Source organism: Methylorubrum sp. SL192, from assembly GCF_026672325.1.
GTDB lineage: Bacteria > Pseudomonadota > Alphaproteobacteria > Rhizobiales > Beijerinckiaceae > Methylobacterium > Methylobacterium extorquens.
The window spans coordinates 3,479,882-3,500,360 of record NZ_JAPPQV010000003.1; the positions used below are offsets into that span (position 1 = coordinate 3,479,882).

Annotated in this window: 20 protein-coding genes; 12 read left to right on the forward strand and 8 right to left on the reverse strand. The window is 69.5% G+C overall.

Features of this window, described 5'->3' with window-relative positions; all coding sequences use genetic code 11:
- The first annotated feature begins 71 nt into the window (after window positions 1–71).
- From mfd to OVA30_RS17125, 4 genes are all read left to right on the forward strand, one after another.
- Entirely contained in the window at window positions 72–3,662 is a 3,591-nt protein-coding gene (mfd, locus tag OVA30_RS17110; protein WP_268176156.1) for a transcription-repair coupling factor, read from the forward strand.
- 376 nt (window positions 3,663–4,038) lie between these two features.
- On the forward strand, window positions 4,039–4,248 hold the full coding sequence (locus tag OVA30_RS17115) for a cold-shock protein (protein WP_003599086.1): 210 nt from the start codon (window positions 4,039–4,041) through the stop codon (window positions 4,246–4,248).
- A gap of 102 nt (window positions 4,249–4,350) precedes the next feature.
- Window positions 4,351–4,719, forward strand: coding sequence for a DUF6481 family protein (locus OVA30_RS17120; protein ID WP_003599084.1), 369 nt, complete (start codon window positions 4,351–4,353; stop codon window positions 4,717–4,719).
- A gap of 178 nt (window positions 4,720–4,897) precedes the next feature.
- Window positions 4,898–5,095: a hypothetical protein gene (locus OVA30_RS17125; protein WP_012255296.1), complete on the forward strand. Its 198-nt coding sequence runs from the start codon at window positions 4,898–4,900 to the stop codon at window positions 5,093–5,095.
- Window positions 5,096–5,161: 66 nt separating this feature from the next.
- On the opposite strand, the gene OVA30_RS17130 is transcribed toward OVA30_RS17125, so the two are convergent.
- Window positions 5,162–5,503: a hypothetical protein gene (locus OVA30_RS17130; protein WP_003599081.1), complete on the reverse strand. Its 342-nt coding sequence runs from the start codon at window positions 5,501–5,503 to the stop codon at window positions 5,162–5,164.
- A gap of 259 nt (window positions 5,504–5,762) precedes the next feature.
- Window positions 5,763–7,163, reverse strand: coding sequence for a class I adenylate-forming enzyme family protein (locus OVA30_RS17135; RefSeq protein WP_326493619.1), 1,401 nt, complete (start codon window positions 7,161–7,163; stop codon window positions 5,763–5,765).
- Window positions 7,164–7,460: 297 nt separating this feature from the next.
- Here OVA30_RS17135 and OVA30_RS17140 point away from each other — a divergent pair, with 297 nt between their 5' ends.
- Window positions 7,461–8,714 carry an ATP-binding protein gene (locus tag OVA30_RS17140; protein WP_268176158.1) on the forward strand — a complete coding sequence of 418 codons (1,254 nt, stop codon included), beginning with the start codon at window positions 7,461–7,463 and terminating at the stop codon, window positions 8,712–8,714.
- Window positions 8,715–8,913: 199 nt separating this feature from the next.
- On the forward strand, window positions 8,914–9,276 hold the full coding sequence (locus tag OVA30_RS17145) for a response regulator (protein WP_012255300.1): 363 nt from the start codon (window positions 8,914–8,916) through the stop codon (window positions 9,274–9,276).
- A gap of 55 nt (window positions 9,277–9,331) precedes the next feature.
- Here the strand turns inward: OVA30_RS17145 and OVA30_RS17150 are convergent, their stop codons facing one another.
- Window positions 9,332–10,963, reverse strand: a complete 1,632-nt coding sequence (locus OVA30_RS17150) for an acyl-CoA synthetase (protein ID WP_268176159.1) — start codon at window positions 10,961–10,963, stop codon at window positions 9,332–9,334.
- Window positions 10,964–11,101: 138 nt separating this feature from the next.
- A complete protein-coding gene (locus tag OVA30_RS17155; protein ID WP_003599068.1) occupies window positions 11,102–11,296 on the reverse strand; it encodes a hypothetical protein in 195 nt (64 codons plus the stop codon).
- Between the two features lie 249 nt (window positions 11,297–11,545).
- On the opposite strand from OVA30_RS17155, the gene OVA30_RS17160 reads away from it, so the two are divergent.
- From OVA30_RS17160 to OVA30_RS17175, 4 genes are read left to right on the forward strand one after another with little or no spacing between them, the layout of a single operon-like run.
- Window positions 11,546–13,354 carry an ArnT family glycosyltransferase gene (locus tag OVA30_RS17160; RefSeq protein ID WP_268176160.1) on the forward strand — a complete coding sequence of 603 codons (1,809 nt, stop codon included), beginning with the start codon at window positions 11,546–11,548 and terminating at the stop codon, window positions 13,352–13,354.
- Entirely contained in the window at window positions 13,351–14,124 is a 774-nt protein-coding gene (locus tag OVA30_RS17165) for a glycosyltransferase family 2 protein (RefSeq protein WP_056464589.1), read from the forward strand. Before OVA30_RS17160 ends, OVA30_RS17165 begins: the two co-directional genes overlap by 4 nt.
- Before the next feature lie 4 nt (window positions 14,125–14,128).
- Entirely contained in the window at window positions 14,129–14,458 is a 330-nt protein-coding gene (locus OVA30_RS17170; RefSeq protein ID WP_003599063.1) for a lipid-A-disaccharide synthase N-terminal domain-containing protein, read from the forward strand.
- Window positions 14,459–14,473: 15 nt separating this feature from the next.
- Entirely contained in the window at window positions 14,474–14,941 is a 468-nt protein-coding gene (locus OVA30_RS17175) for a DUF2721 domain-containing protein (RefSeq protein WP_268176161.1), read from the forward strand.
- On the opposite strand, the gene OVA30_RS17180 is transcribed toward OVA30_RS17175, so the two are convergent.
- The 4 genes from OVA30_RS17180 to OVA30_RS17195 are packed head-to-tail and all read right to left on the reverse strand — an operon-like array spanning window position 14,942 to window position 19,716.
- On the reverse strand, window positions 14,942–16,453 hold the full coding sequence (locus OVA30_RS17180; RefSeq protein ID WP_268176162.1) for a flavin-containing monooxygenase: 1,512 nt from the start codon (window positions 16,451–16,453) through the stop codon (window positions 14,942–14,944).
- The gene (locus OVA30_RS17185) at window positions 16,450–17,385 is read right to left on the reverse strand and encodes an alpha/beta hydrolase (RefSeq protein WP_268176163.1); all 936 of its coding nucleotides are present in this window, start codon (window positions 17,383–17,385) and stop codon (window positions 16,450–16,452) included. Before OVA30_RS17185 ends, OVA30_RS17180 begins: the two co-directional genes overlap by 4 nt.
- 2 nt (window positions 17,386–17,387) lie before the next feature.
- Window positions 17,388–18,212, reverse strand: a complete 825-nt coding sequence (locus tag OVA30_RS17190; protein ID WP_268176164.1) for an SDR family NAD(P)-dependent oxidoreductase — start codon at window positions 18,210–18,212, stop codon at window positions 17,388–17,390.
- A gap of 7 nt (window positions 18,213–18,219) precedes the next feature.
- Window positions 18,220–19,716, reverse strand: coding sequence for a protein adenylyltransferase SelO (locus tag OVA30_RS17195; RefSeq protein WP_268176165.1), 1,497 nt, complete (start codon window positions 19,714–19,716; stop codon window positions 18,220–18,222).
- 107 nt (window positions 19,717–19,823) lie between these two features.
- Here OVA30_RS17195 and OVA30_RS17200 point away from each other — a divergent pair, with 107 nt between their 5' ends.
- Together OVA30_RS17200 and OVA30_RS17205 are read left to right on the forward strand one after the other, a co-directional pair.
- On the forward strand, window positions 19,824–20,063 hold the full coding sequence (locus OVA30_RS17200) for a DUF433 domain-containing protein (protein WP_147017004.1): 240 nt from the start codon (window positions 19,824–19,826) through the stop codon (window positions 20,061–20,063).
- Between the two features lie 6 nt (window positions 20,064–20,069).
- Window positions 20,070–20,471, forward strand: a complete 402-nt coding sequence (locus tag OVA30_RS17205) for a hypothetical protein (RefSeq protein WP_015824290.1) — start codon at window positions 20,070–20,072, stop codon at window positions 20,469–20,471.
- Window positions 20,472–20,479 lie beyond the last annotated feature (8 nt).

The window sequence follows — 20,479 nt, forward strand, 5'->3', positions numbered from 1 at the left end:
GAGGGGAATGGTTTGGATCGCGGGTGATCCACGCCCCATCCCGATCCGTTTCCCCTGATACAGCACGCTCGATGGCCAAGCCCCAACCCAAGCCACCCGTTCCGAAGCCGCAGACCGCGCGCTTCGCCCTGCCGAAATCGGCGCCGCTCACCAAGGCGCTCGATGCGATCAAGCGCGGCGACAGCCCGACGCTGGCGAGCGTCCCCGACGGCTTCGATGCGCTGGTGGCCGCCGACCTCGCCCGCGCGCTGTCCGGTTCGTTCGAGGGGCCGGCGGTGCTGGTCCACGTCGCCCGCGATTCCGGCCGCTCCAATGCCTTCCAGAACGCGCTGAAGTTCGTCGCCCCCGAGATCGAGGCGATGAGCGTTCCGGCCTGGGATTGCCAGCCCTACGACCGGGTCTCGCCGAACGGGGCCATCGCCGCCCAGCGCATGACCGCGCTGTCGCGGCTGACCCGTTCGCGCTCGTCGGAGGAGAAGCCGCGCATTCTCTGCACCACTGTCAACGCTCTGGTGCAGCGGGTGCCGCCGCGGTCGCGCGTGGCCGTCGAGACCTTCTCGGCGGCGATCGGCAACGTGGTGCCGATGGACAAGGTCGTGGCCTGGGTGGAAGCGAACGGCTTCCTGCGCACGGGAACGGTGCGCGATACGGGCGAATACGCCGTGCGCGGCGGCATCCTCGACCTGTCGCCCCCCGGCCTGCCGAACCCGATCCGCCTCGACTTCTTCGGCGACACGCTCGAATCGATCCGCGCCTTCGATCCCGAGACGCAGCGCACGGTGGGGTCCCTACGCTCCCTCGACCTCGTGCCGATGAGCGAGGTGCAGCTCACCACCGAGACGATCCGGCGCTTCCGGCAGGGCTACCTGTCGAGCTTCGGCGCGGCGACCCGCGATGATCGGCTCTACGAGACGGTGAGCGAGGGCCGGCGCTATGCCGGCCTCGAGCACTGGATGCCGCTGTTCTACGACGGCCTCGACACCCTGTTCGACTATCTCGGCGACGTGCCGATGCTGTTCGACCCGCAGGTGGAGGAGGCGGCCACCGAGCGGCTCGCCCTGATCCAGGACTATTTCCAGGCCCGCGAAGCGGCGCTGAAGAACCCGCAGAGCGGCGTCGCGCCCTACAAGCCGCTGCCGCCGCGCGCGCTCTACCTCACGCCCAACGAGTGGAAGAGCAAGGTCGAGTCCGGCACGGTGGTCCGGCTCACCCCCTTCGCGGTGCCGGATTCCGACGAGCGCGCGGTCATCGATTGCGGCGCCAAAGCCGGGCGAAGCTTCGCGCCCGAGCGGGCCGACGACGCGGCCAGCGTGTTCGACGCGGCCGTCGCGCATATCCGGGATCTCCAGGCATCCGGGCATCACGTGATCCTTGGATCCTGGTCCGAGGGCTCGCGCGACCGGCTCTGCGGCGTGCTGACCGATCACGGGCTCAAGAAGCCGACGGTGATCAACACCTTCGCCGCGGTCAACGCGCTCAAGCGCGGCACCGATGTGGCGGTCGCGGTCTGGGGTCTGGAATCCGGCTTCACCCTCGATCGGCTCGCGGTGGTGGCCGAGGGCGACATCCTGGGCGACCGGCTGGTGCGCCAGAAGCGCAAGTCCAAGCGCCCGCAGGACATCATCCTGGAGGTGCAGGCGCTCCAGCCCGGCGATCTCGTGGTCCATGCCGACCACGGCATCGGCCGCTTCGTCACGCTCAAGACCGTCACCGCGGCGGGCGCGCCGCACGATTGCCTCGAACTGCAATATGCCGGCGGCCTGCTGCTGCTGCCGGTCGAGAACATCGAGCTCCTGACCCGCTACGGCTCCGAGGATTCGGAGGTCGCGCTCGACCGCCTGGGCGGTGGCGCCTGGCAGGCCCGCAAGGCCAAGATGAAGCGCCGCATCCTCGAGATGGCCGGCGACCTCATCAAGATCGCCGCCGCGCGGTTCGTGAAGTCCGCCCCCAGCCTCAAGGCGCCGGAGGGGCTCTACGAGGAATTCGCCGCCCGCTTCGCCTTCCAGGAGACCGAGGATCAGGCCAACGCCATCGACGCGGTGCTCGACGACCTCAATGCGGGGCGTCCGATGGATCGCCTCGTCTGCGGCGATGTCGGCTTCGGCAAGACCGAGGTGGCCCTGCGCGCCGCCTTCGCCGCAGCGATCTCCGGCAAGCAGGTGGCGGTGGTGGTGCCCACCACGCTACTCGCCCGCCAGCATTTTCGCACGTTTGCCGAACGGTTTAAGGGCCTGCCGATCAACGTCGCGCAGCTCTCGCGCTTCGTCTCGGCGGGCGAGCAGCGCCAGAACCGGGCCGGGCTCGCCGACGGGACGGTCGATATCGTGGTCGGCACCCATGCCCTGCTCGCCAAGAACGTCGCGTTCAAGGATCTCGGCCTCATCATCGTCGACGAGGAGCAGCATTTCGGCGTCGCCCACAAGGAGCGGCTCAAGGCGCTCCAGGCCGACGTGCATGTGCTGACGCTCTCGGCCACCCCGATTCCGCGCACGCTGCAGCTCGCCATGACGGGTGTGCGCGAACTCTCGATCATCGCCACCCCCCCGATGGACCGGCTGGCGGTGCGCACCTTCGTGACACCGTTCGATCCGCTGCTGGTCCGCGAGGCGCTGCTGCGCGAACGCTATCGCGGCGGCCAGTCGTTCTACGTCGCCCCGCGCATCGAGGATCTGGCCGAGGTCAAACGCTTCCTCGACACCGAGATGCCCGAGACCACCGTCGCGGTCGCCCACGGCCAGATGGCGGCGGGCCAGCTCGAGGACGTGATGACGGCGTTCTATGAGGGCAAGTACGACGTGCTGCTCTCGACCACGATCGTCGAATCCGGCCTCGACATCCCGACCGCCAACACGCTGATCGTGCACCGGGCCGACATGTTCGGTCTGGCCGCGCTCTACCAGTTGCGCGGGCGTGTCGGTCGCTCGAAGGCGCGGGCCTACGCCCTGTTCACGACGCCGGCCAACCGCCAGCTCACGACCCAGGCCGAACAGCGCCTGAAGGTGCTCCAGAGCCTCGACACGCTGGGCGCCGGCTTCCAGCTCGCGAGCCACGATCTCGACATCCGCGGCGCCGGCAACCTCCTGGGCGATGCCCAGTCTGGCCACATCAAGGAAGTCGGCTACGAGCTCTACCAGCAGATGCTGGAGGATGCGGTCACCGCCCTCAAGGCCGGCATCGAGGAGCCGGTGGAGGAGGCGTGGTCGCCGACCATCGCGCTCGGCGCTCCGGTCACGATCCCCGAGGACTACGTCGAGGACCTGACCGTCCGGCTCGGCCTCTACCGGCGCCTCTCGACCCTTGAGAACGATGCCGAGATGGAGAGCTTCGGTGCCGAGCTGATCGACCGCTTCGGCCCGCTGCCGCCGGAGGTGGAACAGCTCCTGAAGATCGTGACCATCAAGATCCTGTGCCGCGACGCCAATGTCGAGAAGGTCGAGGCCGGGCCGAAGGGCGTGGTGGTCCACTTCCGCGACAAGTCCTTCGCCAACCCGCAGGGGCTCGCCGCCATGGTCGTGGAGCAGGGCTCCTTCGCCAAGGTGCGGCCCGATATGAGCGTCGTGTTCATCCGCGAACTCGACGGCATCCCGCGGCGGCTGAAGGAGACGACGCAGATCCTGCGCGGGCTCGTCACGATCGCCAAGCGCGCCAAGAAGGCCGCCTGACCGGGCCTGCGCGAGACCGCCGGCCCTTCGCCGTTGGAGCGGGAGGGCGGAGCGGGCGTGTCACGCGCGACATAAGCGAGAGATCGCGGTGTGGGAGATCCTTCTCAACTCACGCTGCGCGTTGATGAATCGCTTGAAGCGGCAGGTCATTTCGAATGACCTGCCAACAATTCTTGCATCTCGAAAAATAAAACGAGCCTTGATAAAGCTTCATTCGAGTCGCATATAGATCTTATCGATGCGAGGCCGGATTTTCTGGGCCGTGACGCCTCCGCAGGGCGGTTCTCATTTTCCTTCGTTATCGGTCGAACGACATAGCCTGGCGCTGCATGGCGCAAGGCTCTCTACCTGAATCCTGCGGAGACAAGGACATTCTATGAGCATCGGCACCGTCAAGTGGTTCAACGAGCAGAAGGGCTTCGGCTTCATCCAGCCTGAGGACGGCTCGAAGGACGTTTTCGTCCACATCTCCGCCGTCGAGCGCGCCGGCCTGCGTGGCCTTACCGAAGGCCAGAAGGTTTCCTACGAGATGGAAACCGACCGTCGCTCCGGCAAGCAGTCGGCGGGTCAGCTCCAAGTCGCGTAATTCGCGCCTGAACCCGATATGTCGAAGCCGCTCCGGACTGGAGCGGCTTTGCGCTTTTAAGGCTGTGGTTCATCCCGGACCCGGTACGATCAAGGACACTCTGTGAGCTTCACCAAACAAAACTCCTTCGACGACCGTCGCCAGGATTCGGCTTCCTCCCGGGAGGCCATGCTCGCCCGCTTCCGCGCCCGCCCCTCCAATGATGATCCGGCTGTGCAGGCCCGCCAGGCCGAGCGCCGTGCGATCGCCGTTGCGCGCGACGAGCGGGTCAAGGAGCGCGAGACGCAGCGCCGCCTCGATGCCGAGCGGCTGGCTGCCATCGCCGCCGCCGAGCGCGAGGCCGAAGTGGCGCGCAAGGCTGCCGAGATCGAGGCCGCCGCCGAGCGTGCCCGCGAGGCCCAGGCCAAGCAGAAGGAAGAGCGGGACGCCCGCTACGCCGCCCGCAAAGCCAAGATCAAGCTGCGCCGCTGAGCGCGCTATCGCTTTCCCGTGAGTCGGATCCCCGGCTCGTGGGCTTGCCCCGGCACGGAGCTGGGGCCGCTTTCGGTCGGACGTGCGATCGAGACCAGCTCTGACCCGTTGTCTTGAAGGGGCTCTCCTCCGCCGAAGCGGCTTCCCGCTTCGACGGAATGCGTTCGAGGAGACATCGATGTTTCATAAGTTCAAGATCGGTCAGCGGGTTCGCCGCGCTCAATCGTCCCCCACCGACGAGCGGCTGGGCTTCGGCACGATCAGCGAAGTCGTCCGCCTGATGCCCGACGATCCGACCGGTGAGCCCTCTTACCGGATCCGCTCCGGCTCGGCCGAACGCGCCGTCCGCGAGAGCGAGATCATCGCAGCGGCGTAATCGCCCGCTCGCGCATGAAAAAGGCGGGCCCGCGGCCCGCCGTCATTGTCCCGTTACGGGAAAGACCTAAAGCTCGGGCTCAGCGAGCACGTAGGGACCGATCCGGCTCTTGAGATCAACGGGTGCGCCGGGGCGGGGTCCCGCGTCGTCCATCTCGATGACCGGAATGCCGCCGGCCCGCATCCGGGCGCGCAGCCGATCGGCGAGCGCGGCGAGATGCGGATTCGTGCTCGACGAGAGCTGAAGGAGGATCGCCGCAGGACGGGCGATCACGGCGAGGACATCGTCCGCCGCTTCGATGGAAGCGGTGACGCTTGCATAACCGAGCCCGGCGAGGTCGGCGGCAAGAGAGCGATCGACGGCGCGGCGGCCATCATCGACGACAAGCACTTGTTGCAGCGCACCCATAGGCTTAAGCGTTACCCCATGTCGCGCCCTGTGTGAAGGGGCACCCCGGATAACCCGCATGGCCTCGATTGGTTCGCCGGCCATGGAGCTGGGTGAACATGGAATCGCCTTGCTGAAGGCTGGATGAACTGCGCCGCACAAGTCGGGGACGTGAATCCCTGGCTGCCCCGGTTCTCGCCTAAGTCATTTCCTCCAATCGATTTTTTTATCTGTCTGCTTGAGGGGACGGCACCGCGGAACGCACCGTTGGCAGGCCCGATTACGCAGGCGCAAAAATTTTTGGGGAGCCGGCGGAATCGGACGGCTCCACGACCTCGATCGCGGTGGCGAAGCCCGCGAACAGCACCGGCGCGTAAGGCGTCTCCTGCCACATCCCGCTCGGGATCGCCTGCCGATTTCCGCGCTGCAACGGCGTCACCGTGCAGGCTTGGCCGCGGAAGGCGAGGCGATCGTCCGCGCCGCGCCTCATGGACAGCAGGGCGGCGGGAAGGGCGAGCCGCTCCGGCTTGCCGAGCACCAGCGAGAGGTCGCCCGTCGTCCCGCGCCGGCCGGAGAGGATTGCCGTCTCGTCGAAGGCGACGGTGTCGATCACCGTATCGAGGCGCAGGCCCTGCGGCCGGTCCACGGCGCGGCTGCGGCTGGGGAAGCGGACCGGCGCCCGGTGCACCAGGGCGACGGAGCGCAGATCCGTCGGCAGGTCGCGGCCGGCGAGGTTCTTTTCGAGGAAGGCGGGGGCGACGAGATGCGTCGGACCCGAGCGGCGCAGGGCCGTCGCGAAGGCGGCCCCGTCGAACAGTGGCAGCGTCTCCAGCGTGGCCCCCGCGACCAGGGCGGCCGCGAGCCCGGTGGCAAGGCCGCGCAGGTCGTGCGGGCCGATCAGGCTGAGGATGCGCTCGGCGGGCGCGACCCGCATCGCCACGAGATGGGCCGCCGCCGCCGCCACCACCGATTCGCCGCTGCGGTAGACTGGTTGCTCAGGGTCGCCGCCGATGAAGCTGACGATGCCGGCTGCGGCGGGGGCCGGTCCGGCCGGCTCTCCGGCAGGGCCGTCGAGGACGAACCGGTCGAGATTGATCACCCCATCTGGCACGTCGGGGCCGAAGGCGGCGAGGTAGCGCAGGCCGAAATAGCGCGCGGCGACGGCGCAAAGGCGCTCGGCGGGCGCGGCGGAGCCAAGGCGCGCCTGGGTCAGCACCGCGCTCAGCGCGACGTTCTGCGCCGCGGCAAGCAGGCGATCTTCATCCCAAGAGACCGGGAGCAGGCAGGCGACGTGGCCGGCGGCCTCGACGGCGAGGATCGCCAGCGCGCTCTCGGCCGAGCCCGGCAGGCACAGGCCGATGCGGCTTCCCGGCGGCAGGCGCCAGCTCCGCAGGCCGCGGGCGAGGCGCTCCACGATCTCGGCGGCCGCGGCGTAGGTCCAGGTGATGGCGGGCCGATCGCTCCAATCCGGCTTGTCGGCGGGGTCGACCACCGCAATCCGGTCGGGATAGCGCCGCGCCGTGGCGGACAGCAGGCTGCCGAGGCTGATGCGCCGCAGGGGCGCGTCGGCCGGCGTCTCATGCAAGGCCGCGTCGGGGGTTCCCTGCGAGGCGCCTTTCAAGGCTCCCTGCACGGCCCGTTGCGAAGCCTCAACCTGCGTGATTGCCCGTTGCGCCGACACTCGCGCCCGCCCTCGAAAGCCACCCCCGGTGATGAGCGAATAGGGTTAAGTAAGACTTAATGTTTGGTCGGCGCCGGTGTCTCGCGTAGAGATTTGGGGTGAGGGCAGGCCGCATTCGCCGGCGCGCCCGATCGTTCATGTCTCGGGCCTCGTCCTGGAAATCGAACCCGGAACGATGCCGCGGATTTTTGTTCGAGCATCGTCGCGAAAGCCTGGGGCCATCTTTCGGGACGATGCTGTCGCATGGGCCTGCGCAGCCTTCGGGATCGTGCGCGGCGGAGCGGGGGACCGGGGTTGATGCTCGAACTTCTGCGGCGGCTGTGGGAGGTCGAAAACCTTTCGCCCCACGGCATCTGTCTGCTGTGGCGTCCGGAGCTGATCTGGACGCATGTCGTCTCCGACAGCTTGATCGCCTTCGCCTATTTCTCGATCCCCGTCGGTCTGGCCTATTTCGTGTCCCGCCGCCGCGACGTGGTGTTCGGCTGGATGTTCTGGTCCTTCGCGGTGTTCATCACCGCCTGCGGCGCGACCCATCTCATGGCGATCTGGACGCTCTGGGTGCCGGATTACGGACTGGAAGCCGCGGTCAAGCTCATCACCGGCATGGCCTCTATCGGCACGGCGGTGGCACTCTGGGTCCTGATCCCAAAGGCGCTGACCTTGCCGTCTCCGACCCAGCTCCGGCAGGCCAACGAGGCGCTGCAGGCCCGTATCGCTGAGCGCGACGCGGCGCTCGCTGCCCTGGAAGCCGCCAATGCCGAGCGCGCGCGGGCCGAGGAGGCCCTGCGCCAGAGCCAGAAGATGGAGGCGATCGGGCAGCTCACCGGCGGCGTGGCCCACGACTTCAACAACCTGCTCAACGTGGTGCTGCTCAACCTCGACCGGGTCGAGCGCGGCCTGCCCGAGGCGAGCCCCCTGCGCACGCGCCTGCGCGATGCGGTGAAGGGCGCTGAGCGGGCGGCGACGATGACGCACAAGCTGCTGGCCTTCGCCCGCCGCCAACCGCTCTCCCCGGTCAGCACCGACGTGAACGCGCAGATCGCCTCCTTTGCCGAGTTCCTGCGCGGCACGATCGGCCCGCGCATCCGGCTGGAGACCGATCTTGCCCCGAACCTGCCGCGGGTGAGGATCGATCCGAACCAGTTCGAGAGCGCGATCCTCAACCTCGCGGTCAACGCCCGCGATGCGATGCCGGAGGGCGGCACGCTCACCCTCGCCACCCGGCCGCTGCCCGAAGGCGACGGGTTCGCCGTCGAAGTGTCCGACACCGGAGCCGGCATGGCGCCGGAGGTCGAGGCGCGGGCCTTCGAGCCGTTCTTCACCACGAAGCCGTTGGGGCAGGGGACCGGTCTGGGGCTGAGCCAAGTGTTCGGCTTCGCGCAGCAATCGGGCGGCAGCGCCGCTTTCGTGCGCGACGGCAGGCCCGGCACGACGGTGCGCCTGTCGTTCCCGGCGCAGGCGCCCGCCATGAGCCGTCCGGCGGCGCGGCCGGCTCCGGTTGCCGAACCGGGCTTTGCGCCGCTGCTGCCGCCGGTGGCGGTCGCGGGCTAAAGCATCATCCCGAAAGGTGGTCGCCGGCTTTCGGAAAAAGATGATGCAAGAACGAAAGTGAAGAGCGTCATCCCGAAAGGTGGCCGCCGGCTTTCGGAAAAAGATGATGCGGGTGGGTCCGCACTCGAAAGGCGTTGCGGCTTTTGCGCCTTCCGGATGCGGGCCTGTCGAATAAAAAGAAGACGTGGGAGGGGGACGTATGGCCGACAAGCGGACGGTGCTCGTCGTCGAGGACGAAGAGATGCTGCTCAGCGCGGTGACCATGGAGTTCGAGGATGCCGGCTTCGCCGTGCTCAGCGCCGGCACCGCGGAGGAGGCCTACGGCCTGCTCCAGGGGGCCGGGCGCGTCGATCTCCTGTTCACCGATATCCGCCTGCCGGGCCAGCTCGACGGCTGGGACCTCGCCGAGCGCGCGCGCGTGCTGCACCCGGCCCTGCCGGTGATCTACGTGACCGGCTACAGCGCCGAGCAGCCCCGGCAGGTGAGCGAGAGCGTGCTGGTGATGAAGCCCTACCGCATGACCGCGATCATGAGCGCCGCGCAGCAATTGGGCGTGGAGTGAAGCGCTCGGCCCATACCTCGTCCGGCCGATCCTTTCAGGATGGCGTATTGGGACTTCACTCCTCCCGCGCCTTCTCCCGCAACACGAACTTCTGCACCTTGCCCGTCGAGGTTTTCGGCAGCTCGCCGAACACCACGTGGCGCGGCAGCTTGTAGGGGGCGAGCCGCTCGCGGCACCATGCGACCAGTTCCTCCGAGGTCGCCTCCCGCCCCTCCTTAAGCTCGATGAAGGCGCAGGGCGTCTCGCCCCATTTCGCGTCGGGCTTGGCGACGACGGCGGCGGCCGCGACCGCCGGGTGCTTGAACAGCGCGTCCTCCACCTCGATCGAGGAGATGTTCTCGCCGCCCGAGATGATGATGTCCTTCGAACGGTCTTTCAGTTGGATGTAGCCGTCGGGATGCTTCACCCCGAGATCGCCGGAGCGGAACCAGCCGCCCTTGAAGGCGGCCTCGGTCGAGGCCGGGTTCTTCAGGTAGCCGCGCATCACCACGTTGCCGCGGAACATCACCTCGCCGAGGCTCGTGCCGTCGGCGGGCAGGGATTCCATCGTCTCGGGGTCGCGCACGTCGAGCCCTTCCAGAACGGGGTAGCGCACGCCCTGGCGGGCCTTCTTCCTGGCCTGCTCGTCGCGGGACAGCGCATCCCAATCCTCGTGCCACGCATTCACGACCGCCGGGCCGTAGGTCTCGGTCAGACCGTAGAGATGGGTGACGTCGAAGCCGGCCTCGCCCATGGCGGCGAGCACCGCCTCGGGCGGCGGCGCGGCGGCGGTGAGGAAGTGGACTCGGCGGGGGAGGGGGCGCTTCTGCGCCTCGGGGGCGTTCAGCAGCGTCGACATCACGATCGGCGCGCCCGACAGGTGGGTGACGCCGTGCTCGGCCAGAGCGGCGTACATCGCGGGCGCCCGCACCTGCCGCAGGCAGACATGGGTGCCGGCGACGATCGAGAGCGTCCAGGGGAAGCACCAGCCGTTGCAGTGAAACATCGGCAGGGTCCAGAGATAGATCGCGTGCTGCGGCAGCCCGGCGGTGATGACGTTGCCGAGCGACAGCAGGGCCGCGCCGCGGTGGTGATAGACCACGCCTTTCGGATCGCCGGTGGTGCCGGAGGTGTAGTTCAGCGAGATCGCGTCCCACTCGTCGCCCGGCATCGCCCAGTCGAAATCGGGATCGCCGGCGGCGAGGAAATCTTCGTAGTCGGTCTCGCCGACGGGCGCGCTGTCTCCGGTGAATTCAGGGTCGTCGTAATCGATGACGAGGGGCGAGACCCCGGCTTTGTCGAATGCCTCGCGCCCGATCCGCGCGAACTCGCGATCGACGATGAAGACCTTGGCTTCGCCGTGGTCGAGGCAGAAGGCCAGAGCCCCCGCGTCGAGGCGGGTGTTGAGGGTGTTGAGCACCGCCCCCGTCATCGGCACGCCGTAGTGGCACTCGATCATCGCGGGCGTGTTGGCGAGCAGCACCGCCACCGTGTCGCCGCGGCCGATGCCGCGGGCGGCCAAAGCCGCGGCGAGGCGGCGGCAGCGGGCGTAGAGGTCGGCGTAGGAGCGGCGCAGGGCCCCGTGGATCACTGCGACCTGGTCCGGGAAGGTGCGGGCGGCGCGATCGAGATAGGTCAGCGGCGTGAGCGGCTGGAAGTTCGCGGGATTCGGGTCGAGATCGCGGTCGTAGATCGTCGTGCGCGTCATGGTCTCGCCTCCCGTTTCAGGGGGAGATTATCCGAGCCCCGCGGGCGATCAACGGCATAGAAAAGGCCCCGCGGGCGCGAGCCCGGGAGCCTTGTCAGGTCTGAGGGATTTGAGGCGTAAGTCGGCCGAAAAGGCCGATCAACGCTCCCGGCCGCTGAGGAGCTTTTCCAGGGCGGCGAGCCCGCTGCGCTCTGCGGCCTCTTCCGTGGTCTGCACGCGATCCGCGCGCTGGAAGAGTTTGCCGTTCCGGCGGATGGCCCAGGTGAAGTGCCCGGCAGGGCGCTCGCAGGCTTCGATTTCGAGGGTGTAGGGATTTGCGCTGTTGTTTGCCATGAGAGGAATATAGGGTCGCCCTTCCGGTCCGGCTACCCACCCAGTGCATGGTCGCGTTGCTTTTTGCTGGTGGCCCCGCACCCGGTGGCGCTGCGGATCTCCGCATTTGACAATCGTAAGCGGATCATTGACACGGCGCCCGGCCGGGGCGCGGGCCGTCCGCCGGCCTTTTTCATCCGCGCCCGAGCCGCCGATGCCCGTTCCTCCCCGCCAGAGCCGGACCGCACCCATCGGGGGCGGGTCCCGCCGATGACGCGCCTTGGCGTCGCGCCGGCCGCGCTGTCACGGGCGGAGGGTGGCTGGCCGCTCGACGGCGCGCTGCGCCTTGGCGATCGGGTGCTGTCCTTCGGGGCCGCGAGCCATCTCCGCGCCTGCCTCCTGCTCCTGCTGATCGGTCTCGCCAGCTTCCTGCCGGGCCTTGCCTCGCTCCAACCGATGGACCGGGACGAGCCGCGCTTTGCCCAAGCCTCCAAGCAGATGCTGGAGACGGGCGACCTCGTCGATATCCGCTTCCAGGCCGAGGCCCGCCACAAGAAGCCGGTCGGGATCTACTGGGCCCAGGCCGCCGCCGTCGCGGCCGGCGAGGCGCTCGGTGTGCCGCAGGCGCGCACGCAGATCGGGCTCTACCGGATTCCCTCGCTCCTCGGCGCGCTGGCGGCGATCCTGCTGACCTACTGGGCGGGCCTCGCCCTGCTCGACCGGCGCCGGGCGCTGCTGGCCGCCGCCCTGTTTTCCGCCTGCATCATGCTCTCGGCGGAAGCGCGCCTTGCCAAGACCGACGCGCTGCTCACCGCCTGTGCGGTCGCCGCGTTCGGCGCGCTCGCCCGCGCCTGGCTCGGCCGCGCCCGGTTGGAGCGGCGCCGCGGCCCGGCCTCGCTCGGGACGGCCTTGGTCTTCTGGCTCGGGATCGCCCTCGGCATCCTCGTGAAGGGGCCGATGGTGCCACTCTTTGCCGGGCTCGCCGCCTTCGTGCTGTGTCTGCGCGAGGGCTCGGCCCGCTGGCTGCTCGACCTGCGCCCGCGCTTAGGCCTCCTCATCACGCTCGCGGTCGTGGCGCCCTGGTTCCTGGCGATCGCCTGGAAGAGCGGCGGCGCCTTCTTCGGCGAGGCGGTGGGGCGCGACATGCTCGGCAAGGTCGGCACCGGCGCCGAGAAGCATTGGGGCCCGCCCGGCGCCTACGCGCTCGCCTTCTTCGCCACCTTCTGGCCGGGCGCCGCCTTCGCCGCCCTCAGCCTTCCCTTCGCCTGGGCGCGGCGGGGCGAGGAGGCGGTGGCGCTGCTGCTCACCTGGATCGTGCCGATGTGGCTGATCTTCGAGGCGGTGCCGACCAAGCTGCCGCATTACGTCCTCCCCCTGATGCCGGCGGTGGCGATCCTCACCGTGCTGGCGCTGTCGCGCGATGGGCTCGATCCGCGACGTCCGGGCGCGCGCTGGGTGGCGGGGCTCGTCGTGCTGATTCCGGTCGGGCTGACGCTGGGCCTCAGCCTCGCCGCGTGGCGTCTCGACCAAGTGCTGCCCCTGGCCGCCCTGCCGCTGCTGCTCGCCACTTGCCTCCTCGCTGGCCTCGCCTGGGCCGCCTTTGCGCGCGGGGCGAGCGAAGGGGCGGGGCAAGGGGCGGGGCAAGGGACACGGCAAGAGGCAGGGGAGGGCGCTCTGGTCCTCGCCGTCGCCGCTTCGGTGCTGCTGTCGGGCGCCGTGTTCGGCCTGACCCAGCCGGTGCTGCAAAGCCTCAAGGTCTCGCCACGGCTCGCCGCGATCCGCGACGCCCTGCCCTGCGAGGCGCCGCGTGTGGCAAGCCTCGGCCTTCGCGAGCCGAGCCTCGTCTTCACCGTCGGCACGGATCTGGCCATGCTGAATTCCGGCGCGGAGGCCATCGCCTTCCTACGAGAGGGCGGCTGCCGCGTCGTGCTGGTCGAGGACCGGTTCGCCGCCGAATTCACGGCGGCCGAAGGCGGGCAACCGCTTAGCCCCGTCGGCCGGGTCACCGGCTTCAACATCAACGGCGGCAAGCCGGTCGGGGTCTCCGCCTACGCCGCGCTGCCGGGTTCCACGCCATGAGCACGACGACCCAGTCCGTAGATCCTGTCTTTCGGCCGCCGCGCCTCAGCGTGGTGGTGCCGGTGAAGAACGAGGCCGGCAACATCGAGGCTCTGGTGGCCGAGATCGGCCATGCCTGCCAGACCCTGGCGCCGTTCGAGGTCATCTACGTCGATGACGGCTCGACCGACGCGACGCTGGCCACCCTCCGCGGCCTGCAGGCCAAGCATCCGTGGCTCAGGGTGGTGCGCCACGACCGCGGCGGCGGCCAGAGCGGGGCGGTGCGCAGCGGCGTACTGCGCGCCCGCGCGCCCGTTATCGCCACGCTCGACGGCGACGGCCAGAACGATCCGTCCTTCATCCCCGTGCTCTATGCCGCCCTCGAGCAGGCCGGCCCGACGGTCGGGCTCGCACAGGGGCAGCGGATCGGCCGGAAGGGGGCGTGGAAGCAGTTCCAGTCGCGGATCGCCAACGGCGTGCGCGGAAAGATCCTGAAGGACGCCACCCGCGATACCGGCTGCGGGCTCAAGGTGTTTCGCCGCGAGGTCTACCTTACGCTGCCCTATTTCGACGCGCTTCACCGCTTCATGCCCGCGCTCGTCACCCGCGAGGGGTTCGGCGTGGTTCACCGCGACGTGGTGGACCGGCCGCGCTTCACCGGGCACTCGAATTACGGGATGTTCGACCGGCTCTGGGTCGGCATCCTCGATCTGGCCGGGGTGTGGTGGCTGATCCGGCGGCGGCGCCCCGCCCCCCGGGCCGAGGAAATCCCGCATAGCGAGAGCCGGTAAATCCATGCTGATCCAGCTCGCCGAGGACCTGCCGGCTTATTTCTACGACGTGTTCGTCACCCGCTTCGATTTCTGGCTGGTGTTCGGCATCGGGGCGCAGCTCGTATTCGGCTCCCGCTTCATCCTGCAATGGATCGCCAGCGAGCGGGCGGGAAAGAGCGTGATGCCGCTCTCGTTCTGGTTCCTGTCGATCATCGGCGGGCTGATGACCCTGGTCTACGGCTTCGTGCGCCGGGAGCCGGTGATCATCATCGGGCAGGGGCTGTCCACCTTCATCTACCTGCGCAACCTCGCCCTCATCTTCCGCGAGCGGCGCCGCGCCCGCCGGGCCTGAGACGAACCCGACGGCATGTTCCAGACCGCGACGGGCGATCCCGAGAGCATCGCCCACATCATCCAGGTAGCGCTCGCCCCCGCCTTCCTGCTCTCGGCGCTGGCGACCCTGCTCAACGTGTTCTCGACCCGCCTCGGCCGCGTCGCCGACAAGGTCGATGCGCTCTCGGCCAGCCTGCCCGGTGCGGACGAGGCGGCGCGGGCGACGCTGGCCCACCGCCTCGCCTACCTGCGCCGGCGCTCGCTTCTGCTCGATCTCGCCGTGGTGCTGGCGAGCCTCGGCGGCGTGATGACGGGCGCGGCCGTGCTGACCCTGTTCGTCGGCGCCCTCAGGGACGCCTCCGCGGCCTCCGTGCTGTTCGCCTGCTTCGGCCTTGCGCTCGGCTGCACCATCCTGGCGATCCTGGCCTTCCTCGCCGAAATCCTCCTGGCCGGCCGGGGCATACGCCTGGAGGTCGAGCGCAAGCAGGACCGGCCGAGATAATCAGGGTTTCGAAAGGACAAGCCCTTTCGCGGGTCCAGGGCGGAGCCCTGAGGAACCGACGACGTCGTAATCCTCCGCCCGCATCCGCTCGGTGCCGCGCACGTAATCCCCCACTGTCCCGGGCCAGAGGGTGCGGTTGCGCCCCGCGCGGTCGAGATACCAGCTCCCGCAGCCGCCCTGCGTCCAGATGCTGTCCCGCATCCGCGCATCGACCTCTTCGCGGAAGTGCGCCTGAGCCTCGGGGCGCACCTCCAGCACGCCGCCAGGCTGGTCGCGCAGCCGCTTCAGCGCGCCGAGCACGTGGGCGACCTGCGCCTCGACCATCAGCAGCACCGAGTTGTGGCCGAGCCCGGTATTGGGGCCGAGCAGCAGGAAGAAGTTCGGGAAGCCCGCCACCGAGACGCCGCGGAAGGCGTCCGCTCCCTGCTTCCATGCTTGCAGCAAACTTAACCCGTCGCGCCCGATCACCTCCGTACGCACAACGCTGCCGCCGGGTGCGAAGCCGGTGGCGAAGATCAGCACGTCGAGCGGGTGCTCGGCGCCGTCGGCCGTGACGATGCCGTGGGGCAGAACCTCGCGGATCGGCGCGGTGACGAGGCTCGCGTTGGGCCGGGCTAGCGCCGGGTAATAGTCGTCCGAGAGCAGCACCCGCTTGCAGCCGAGCCGGTAGTCAGGCGTGAGCTGTCGTCTCAGCGCCGGATCGGCGATCGAAGCCGCGAGGTGCCGGCGCGACCACGCTTCGGCCAAAGCGGTCACGCGCGAGACGCGGGTGAAGCCCGCGAGCGCCGTGACCTCGCGGCGCCAGAACAGCGAGGCGCGGTGGAGCCGGCGCAAGGGGGCAATCCGCATCAGCCGCCGAAATCCGCGCCCGGTCGGGCGGTCGCCGCGGGGCAGGATCCAGGGGGCCGAGCGCTGGAACTGGGTGAGATGGGCGACGCGGCCGACGATCTCCGGCACGAACTGCACCGCGCTCGCCCCCGTGCCGATCACGCCGACGCGCTGAGCCGTCAGGTCGCAGGAATGATCCCAGGCCGCCGAGTGGAAGGCCTTTCCCGAGAACTGCTCCAGGCCGGGAAGGCGGGGCAGGGCAGGGTGGTGCAGGGCGCCCATGGCACCGACGAGCACGCGGGCGGAGAGGACGCCCTTGTCGGTCTCGACCCGCCACAGGCCCGCCTCCGCATCGAAGACGGCGCGCGTCACGCAGGTCTCCAGGCGCAGGAACGGCGCGAGGCCGTGCGCGGCCACGAGCCCTTCGAGATAGGCCTCGATCTCGGGCTGGGGCGCGAAGAGGCGCGACCAGTCGGATTTCGGCGCGAAGGAGAGGGAGTAGAGCTGCGAGGGCACGTCGCAGGCGGCCCCCGGATAGGTGTTCTCCCGCCACGTGCCGCCGACGCCTGCGGCCTTCTCCAGCACGAGGAGGCGGTCGAACCCGGCCTGCCGCGCGCGGATCGCCATGGCGAGACCGGAAAAGCCGGCGCCGACGATGACGAGATCGAGGGGCGCTTCGCTCACGCGGCGACCTCCGCCTCAGGATGGGGGGGCGCTTTCAGGGCGCGGTGCAGGAAGGTCGCGGCCTCGTCGAGGGAGCGGCGTGCCTCGGGCAGAAAGCTCTCGGCGAGCTGCCAAGCATGCGCCACCACGGGAAACACCGTGAGTTCGACCGGCACACCCGTGGCCTTCGCCTTCTCGGCGAGGCGCAGGGAATCGTCGCGCAGGATCTCGCGGAGGCCGACATGGATCAGGAGCGGCGGAAACCCGGAAAAATCCGCCTCGATCGGCGAGGCGCGCGGGTTGGCAGGGTCGGCCCCGGCGAGGTAGGCCGGAACCAGCCGCATCAGCGCCTCGGGGCGGAACATCGCGTCGCGCCGCCCATTCGTGCGGAACGAGGCGCTGCGGCCGATCAGGTCGGTGGCCGGCGAGAACAGGGCCGCCGCCACGGGCGGGGTCAGGCCGAGGCGGCGCGCCTCGATGATCGTGGTGAGCGCCAGGCTGCCGCCCGCGGAATCCCCAGCGACGACCGCCGGGCCCGCTTCCGCGAGCGTGGCCCAGACGCCCGTGCAATCCTCGACCGCCGCGGGGAAGGGGTGCTCCGGCGCCAACCGGTAATCCGGCGTGAACACCCGGAACCCGGCTCGAGCGAAGCGGCCGGTGACTGGGCGGTACAATTGCGCCGAGCAGGCAATGAAGCCGCCGCCGTGGCAATAGAGCAGGGTGGGGCGCTCGCCATCCGCGCGGGTCCCTTCCGTCTTCGCCCCTGCGGCCTCCGCCCACTCGCCGGGCACGCCGCCGACCTCGCCAGGGGTGAAGGCGACGCCGGCCGGCGTTGGGAACCGGGCGCCCTCGAAGGCGCGGCGGATCGCGTAGACATCGTGGGTGCCGCCGAGCCGCCCCTTCACCGCGAGGCGGATGGTGAGATCGTAGAGATGGGCGCGCAGGCTGGCCATGGTTAAGTGTCTCGAACGGCGCGGCGGATCAGCGACCAGTAGCGCACCGGCATCAGGCGCTGGATCAGCAGGGCACGGCGGGCGTCGGCGCCGATCACCACGCGGGGCGCCCGCGTTTCGATTCCGCGCAGGATCGCCGCGGCGGCTTTCGCCGGGCTCATCGTCAGGAGGCGCTCGAAGGCGAGATGGGCTTGGGCGGCTTCGTGCGGATCCATGGTGCGAGGTCGGCGGGCGTTGCGGGCAATCGCGGTGGCGACCCCGCCCGGATGCACCAGCGTGACGCCGAGCCCGGTGCCCTCGACTTCATGGCGCAGGGCCTCGGTGAAGCCGCGCACCGCGAACTTGCTCGCCGCGTAGGCTGCCTGCCCCGCGGGCGCGATGATGCCGAACACGCTCGACAGGTTGACGATCTGGGCCTGTGCTTGAGCCCGCAACAACGGCAGGCAGGCATGGGTCAGCCGCATCACCGCGTGCAGGTTCACGTCCATGAGCCAGTCGATATCGGCCGGGTCCGTGTCCTCGAACCGGCCGCCGAGCGCCACGCCGGCATTGTTGACGAGGAGGTGCAGCCCGCCGTGACGGGTACGGACCGCCTCCGGCAATGCGAGAAGCGCCTCCCGGTCGGCGAGGTCGAGCACGTGTTCGCTGACCGTGACGCCGGCAGCGCGGGCGGCCCGCGCCGTCTCGGCGAGGCCCGGCGCGTCGCGGTCGGCCAGCGCCAGGGCGCAACCGCGCCCCGCCAGCGCGAGGCTCAGCGCCGCGCCGATGCCGCTCGCGGCCCCCGTAACGAGGGCGGTCCGCCCCTGCAGAACGAAACGCTGAGCCATCTCCGCCTCAGGCCCCCGGGGGGAGCGCTTGCGTGCCGTAGGCCCCGGCCATGGTCTCGATCTCGGCGAGCTTGGCGTGGAGCGCCGACCAGTCGTCGGCCTCGGCGATCGGCGCCCAGAGCGCCTCGACCTCGTCGATCAGCATCGTGCAGGGCTTTTCGCGGGCAAAGTAAGGGTGGTCGAGGTTGGCCTTGGCGGCAGGGCGCATCGCCTGGAGCGCGGTGTGGACCGGGCGGAAGGCGTCGCTGGCGTAGTGCTCGCCCGCCGGGCTCCGGGCCGCGCGGGGCTCACTCGCCAGCCCGCCGCGCCAGTCGAAGAAGACCTGCTCGAACGGCGCGCGGCTGGTCTCGAGGAAGGCCCAGAATGCGCCGACCAGCCGGTGGACCGCGCCCTCGCCCTCCCCCTGCGCGGGCGTAACCCCGAGCCGGAACAGGATCGCTTCGGCGAACGCGTCCTGAAGCGCCGGGCCGAAGCCTTTCAGCCCCGCCTCCAGCCGCTCCTTCGGCACGAGGCCGAGCAGGCAATCGGCCAGCCGGCTCAGGTTCCAGAACAGGGCCTCGGGCTGGCGGCCGAAGCTGTAGAGGCCCCACTCGTCGAAATAGGCGGCGGTGAAGGCCGGATCATGGGTGGGAGCGAAGCGCCAGGGGCCGTAATCGAAGCTCTCGCCGGTGACGTTGATATTGTCGGTGTTGAGCACGCCGTGGACGAAGCCCGCGGCCATCCACTGCGCGCCCATCCGCGCCACTCGCGCCAGCATCGCCTCGAAGAACAGGGCCGCGCGCTCAGTCCCGTCCGCCTCTTGGATGCCGGGATAGTAGGTTTCGACCACGTAATCGACGAGGCGGGCGATCGCCTCGGGCTGTTCGAGGAACTGGAAGCGCTGGAAGGTGCCGATGCGCAGGTGCGCGTGCGACAGCCGCACCAGCACCGCCGAGCGGGTGGGGGAGGGCTCGTCCCCCCGTTCCAGCGCCTCGCCGGTCTCGATCAGGCTGAATGACTTCGAGGTCTCGACGCCGAGCGCCTCCAGCATGGCGGTGGCCAGCACCTCGCGTACGCCGCCCTTCAGGGTGAGCCGCCCGTCCGCGCCGCGCGACCAGGGTGTCGTGCCGCTGCCCTTGGTGCCGAAATCGAGCAGGCGCCCGTCGCGCCGGTCGTGGACTTGCGCGAACAGGAAGCCGCGCCCGTCGCCGAGATCCGCGTTGTAGGAGCGGAACTGATGGCCGTGGTAGCGCAGCGCCAGCGGCCGCTCGAACGAGCCGGGCAGGGGCGTGAAGCGCGCGAAATGCGCGATCCAAGCCTCGTCCGACAGATCGTCGAGCCCGACGCGCCGCGCCCACGCCTGGTTGCGGTAGCGCAGGATCGCCGAGGGGAAGTCGGCCGGGGCCACGACGTCGTAGAAGTCGGGCCCGAGATCGGCGTGGCGGCGCGAGGGTTTGAAAGCGGGCAGGGGTTCGGCTCCGTCCGGTGTGGCGGGAGGAGTCGGGCAGGCGCGGGGGAACGTCAAGCCGACGAAAGGCTGAACCCGGCGGCGGGGAGGGGCGATCCCTGGTGCCGTCCCCGGTTCGCGGCTATCTCTTCCAACGGGAACGATGACGAACAAGGCATCGAGCGATGCGAGAGACCGCGACGCGACTCCGTCTCGACGAACTGGTGACCTCCGATCCCGCTGTCATGGGAGGTCGGCGCGTCTTTCGGGGAACGCGCGTGCCTGTGGAGGTGCTGTTCGAGAACCTTGCCGACGGCCTCTCGCTCGATGAGATCCTGGACGAGTACGAGAGCCTCGACAGAGGTGATGTCGTGGCAGTGCTCGAACTCACCGCCCGTTCGCTCGCCGCGCCACGGGCGGCATGACGTCGTATGAAGGTGGTGATCGACGAGGGCGTGCCCCGGCACCTGGCGAGCGCCCTGATCGAACAAGGGATCGATGCTTCCCGGTTCCCGCGTAAGTGGATATCGCTGAGCAACGGCGTCCTCATCCGCGCGTGCGAGGCCGAGGGGTACGATGTGCTCGTCACCAACGACAAGAACATCGCGGATCAACAGAGCTTGCAGGGGAAGCGCCTCGCCGTCGTGGCTCTGCCGCACAATCGGCGCCGCGCCATCATCGAAAGGATCGAGGATATTGCGGACACCCTGCGACGCGCCAATCCCGGCGAGCACATCGTGATCGAAATCGACGGTACCCGGACGATCCGGAGGATCGTCGATGGGTCTGTTGTCGAGGAGCGGCTTCCCGCCGTGGCGACCTTTCGGTTCTGAGAGCGATC